Annotated in this window: 5 protein-coding genes and 1 pseudogene; 2 read left to right on the top strand and 4 right to left on the bottom strand. The window is 64.2% G+C overall.

Going from position 1 to position 3,631, the window contains the following annotated elements:
• Positions 1-124 (top strand): annotated as a pseudogene (locus EN906_RS38505) (delayed-early response protein/equilibrative nucleoside transporter); the annotation flags it as partial.
• A gap of 23 nt (positions 125-147) precedes the next feature.
• Here EN906_RS38505 and denD read toward each other — a convergent pair.
• From denD to EN906_RS26670, 4 genes are all read right to left on the bottom strand, one after another.
• Positions 148-1,125: a D-erythronate dehydrogenase gene (gene denD, locus EN906_RS26685; RefSeq protein ID WP_127268083.1), complete on the bottom strand. Its 978-nt coding sequence runs from the start codon at positions 1,123-1,125 to the stop codon at positions 148-150.
• 16 nt (positions 1,126-1,141) lie between these two features.
• Entirely contained in the window at positions 1,142-1,354 is a 213-nt protein-coding gene (locus EN906_RS26680) for a hypothetical protein (RefSeq protein ID WP_127268084.1), read from the bottom strand.
• 89 nt (positions 1,355-1,443) lie between these two features.
• Entirely contained in the window at positions 1,444-2,424 is a 981-nt protein-coding gene (locus EN906_RS26675; protein WP_127268082.1) for a cation diffusion facilitator family transporter, read from the bottom strand.
• Positions 2,425-2,434: 10 nt separating this feature from the next.
• Entirely contained in the window at positions 2,435-3,121 is a 687-nt protein-coding gene (locus EN906_RS26670; RefSeq protein ID WP_127268081.1) for a GNAT family protein, read from the bottom strand.
• Positions 3,122-3,204: 83 nt separating this feature from the next.
• On the opposite strand from EN906_RS26670, the gene EN906_RS26665 reads away from it, so the two are divergent.
• Positions 3,205-3,631 (top strand): aminotransferase class I/II-fold pyridoxal phosphate-dependent enzyme (locus EN906_RS26665; RefSeq protein WP_127375493.1); only part of this gene is annotated, 427 nt, incomplete at its 3' end.

Raw genomic sequence — 3,631 nt, 5'->3', positions numbered from 1 at the left:
GTATTTCGCCGGCGACGGCCGCATGGGCAACCGCATCCACTCGATCGTCGAGATCGGCGGCGCGGCGTTTGTGTTCCTGTTCGGACTGCTGCTGCTGTCGGCGAGTTTGGCGAGCGGCGGATAGGCCGGCGCCACGAGGTTCGGAGTTTAACCCGCGATCTTGCCGCCGAGCTCATCCTCGATGTGAGCGCGGATGATCTCGTCAAAACTCTTTTCGGCGCTGAAGCCGAGCTCCCGTGACCGCTTTGCCTCGAAGCGCGTCGGCCAGCCCTTGACGATCGCCCAGATCGTCTCATCCGGAACCTCGCGGATCAGGCTTACCGCCTTCGGCCCGGCGATGCGTTCCAGCGCCTCGATCTGCTCGCCGACGGTGACGGCAACGCCGGGCATCGTCAGGTTGCGGCGCGGCCCGACTGCGCTGCCGTCGATCCCTGCCGCATGGATCAGGAAGTTCACCGCCGAGCGCGGGCTGGCATGCGTGTGCACGACCGAGCGCGGCACCGGCAGGATCGCTTCGTGGCCGCTCAACGGCTCGCGGATGATGCCGGAGAAGAAGCCGGACGCCGCCTTGTTCGGCTTGCCCGGCCGCACGCAGATCGTCGGCAGCCGGATGCCGATACCGTCGAAGAAGCCGCGCCTGGTATAGTCGGCCAGCAGCGCTTCGCTCATCTGCTTCTGGGTGCCGTAGGAGGTCAGCGGCGTCGGATGGAAATCATCGGGAATGACATCCGGGAACGGCGCGCCGAACACCGCGATCGACGAGGTGAAGACGACGCGCGGCGCAAAGCCCGCCAGCCGGATGGCATCGAACAGGGCCCGCGTGCCATCGAGATTGACGCGGTAGCCGAGATCGAAATTCGCTTCCGCCTCGCCCGACACGATGCCGGCAAGATGGAACACGACGCCGGGGCGCGATGCGACCAGGCGCTCAGCGGCCCCTGCTTCGGCGAGATCGCCAGTGTGCAGCGTGACGCTGACGCCATCCAGGCTCGGGGCCTGTGGCGGCACGATATCGTGTAAATCAAGCGCCGTGATCTTGCGGCCGCGCAGCGTGCCGTCCTTGGCCAGCCGGGCGATGAGCTTGCGGCCGACCATACCCGCGGCGCCAGTGATCAGAATGCGCATATCGAAAATCCCTTGCCTATTTACCCTGATTTTTGCGCTGGCTGCGAGCCCGCAACCAGAACACCGAGAAGAACGCCAGCACGAAGACGATGCCAAAGGCGCCGGCCAGCACCGTCGAAAGGCTGCCGAGTGCCAGCATTACGGTCGGCAGATAGTAGGCGCCGATACCAAACAGAAGCATGATCCACACGGCAGCGATAAGAGCATTCCTGGTGTCACGATCCATCACGCCGCACCACGGCAGCGGGTGTTCATCAAGCTGGTTTTCAAGGTTTTGCAACTCCCGAGGCAGGACCAATCGACATCAATCGATCGGTCCTAGTGATGGTGGTCGTGATATGCAGCCGCTTCGTGCTCGTGCCCATGGTCGTGCTCGCCATCGTCGGCGCACTGGCCGAATTCCGGTTCCACGGTGGCATGGCTGATGCCGTGCTCGCTGGCAAGCCGCTTCTTGACGGCACTCACCGCCTGATGCGCATCGACGCCCTCGTCGAGACAGGCATGCAGCGTCGCCATATTACTGGTCCCGTCGAGCGACCAGACATGCATGTGGTGCACTTCGCGCACGCCCTGGACCGTCGCCTCGATATCCCGGGCGATCAGATCTCGGTCGAGGCTTGGCGGCACGCCCTCGAGCAGGACATGGGCGGCTTCCCGCATCAGCGACCACGCCGTGTAGAGGATCAGCAGCGAGACCAGGACCGACAGGATCGGGTCGATCGGCGTCCAGCCGGTCGCCAGTATGACCAGCGCCGCCGCGATGGCCGCGGCCGAGCCGAGCAGGTCGCCAAGCACATGCAGGATGGCGCCGCGCATGTTCAGGCTCTCGCGGTCGCCGCCATGCAGCACGAAGAACGAGCCGATGTTCACCAGCAGGCCGAGGATCGCCACCGCCAGCATCGGCCCGCCAAGCACCGGTGCCGGCGCCTGCAGGCGCCCCCACGCCTCATAGACGATCCACAGCGCGATGACGAAGATGGCAATGCCGTTGGTATAGGCCACCAGCGTCTTGACCCGGCCGAAGCCATAGGTGAGGCGAACAGTCGCCGGGCGGCCAGCCAGATGGAAGGCATACCAGGCAAGGCCGAGCGCGATCGAGTCAGCGAGCATGTGGCCGGCATCGGCCAGCAGCGCCAGCGAGCCGGTGAGGATGCCGCCAAGCGCTTCGGCGACCATGAAGCCGCCGGTCAGGCAGGCTGCGATCAGAACGCGTTTCTTGTCGGTCGAGCCATGGACATGGCCGGGCCCATGATCGTGCCCAATGTGATCGTGCCCGCTGTGATCGTGGGTATGTGCCAATGGCGAACTCCTAGGCGCCGAATTCCGCGCGACAATCCTCGAGCCGTCGCTTCTGCTGGCCGTCGCCATCGAAATTGGCCGGATCGAGCCATGCCTCGTAGGCACGGCGCAGCGCCGGCCACTCCTTGTCGATGATCGAATACCACGCAGTGTCGCGGTTTTCACCCTTGACGATCAGATGCTGGCGGAAAATGCCTTCGAACTTGAAGCCGAACCGTTCGGCGGCCCGCTTCGATGGCTCGTTGCGGTTGTTGCACTTCCATTCGTAGCGGCGGTAGCCGAGTTCGTCGAAGATGTATTTCATGAACAGGAACTGCGCTTCGGTCGCCCCCGGCTTGCGCGAGATGAGCGGTCCCCAATAGATGTTGCCGATCTCGATGACGCCGTACGCCGGATCGATGCGCATCAGCGTCTGGCGTCCGGCGACCTTGCCGCTGGGCTTGTCGATGACGGTGAAGAACAGCGGATCCTCGCTGGCCTCGACCTTGTCCAGCCATGGCTGGAAGGCGGCGCGGGTCTCCGGCGGATAATCGGGCAACCAGGCGAAGCGGCCGTCGATGTCGGACACGGAGGACGCTTCATAGAGGCCATCGCCATGTTTTGCGGCACTCAGCGGTTCGAGCCGGACAGTGCTTCCGTCGATGGTCTTGCGTTCGGGCCGCGGGCGCGGTTGCCAATCCCTGAGATTTTCCGACACCGAAAGCTCCAATCCGTTTGACTTTTGCCAGCCGAAGCTCACAAAAACGCGACCCAACAGCAAGAACCACACGGACGGGAAAAATGCTCCACACGATTTCGGCCTTCGACCGCCTTGGCGAGGAAAACGCCTTTGCCGTGCTCGCGAGGGCCACAGCACTTGCCCAACAAGGCCGCGACATCGTCAATCTCGGCATCGGCCAGCCGGACTTCAAGACGCCGCAGCACATCGTCGAGGCGGCGATCAAGGCGCTGCGCGACGGCCATCACGGCTACACGCCGGCCAATGGCCTGCTGGCGACCCGCGAAGCGGTGGTGCGGCGCACGCTGACCACCACTGGTGTCGAAGTATCGCCCGAAACGGTGATGATCCTGCCCGGCGGCAAGCCAACCATGTTCGCCGCGATCCTGATGTTCGGCGAACCTGGCGCCGAAATCCTCTATCCCGATCCGGGCTTTCCCATCTATCGCTCGATGATCGAGTTCACCGGTGCAGCCCCTATTCCCGTGC

It is taken from the genome of Mesorhizobium sp. M7A.F.Ca.CA.004.06.1.1 (assembly GCF_003999135.1).
Lineage (GTDB): Bacteria > Pseudomonadota > Alphaproteobacteria > Rhizobiales > Rhizobiaceae > Mesorhizobium.
The sequence above is the reverse complement of the archived record's forward strand: the minus strand, read 5'-3'. Positions and strand labels throughout refer to the sequence as shown.

What these genes read in the sequence shown, in the direction of transcription:
- denD (WP_127268083.1), bottom strand. Translation starts at nt 1,125, where the DNA reads ATGCGCATTCTGATCACTGGCGCCGCGGGTATGGTCGGCCGCAAGCTC.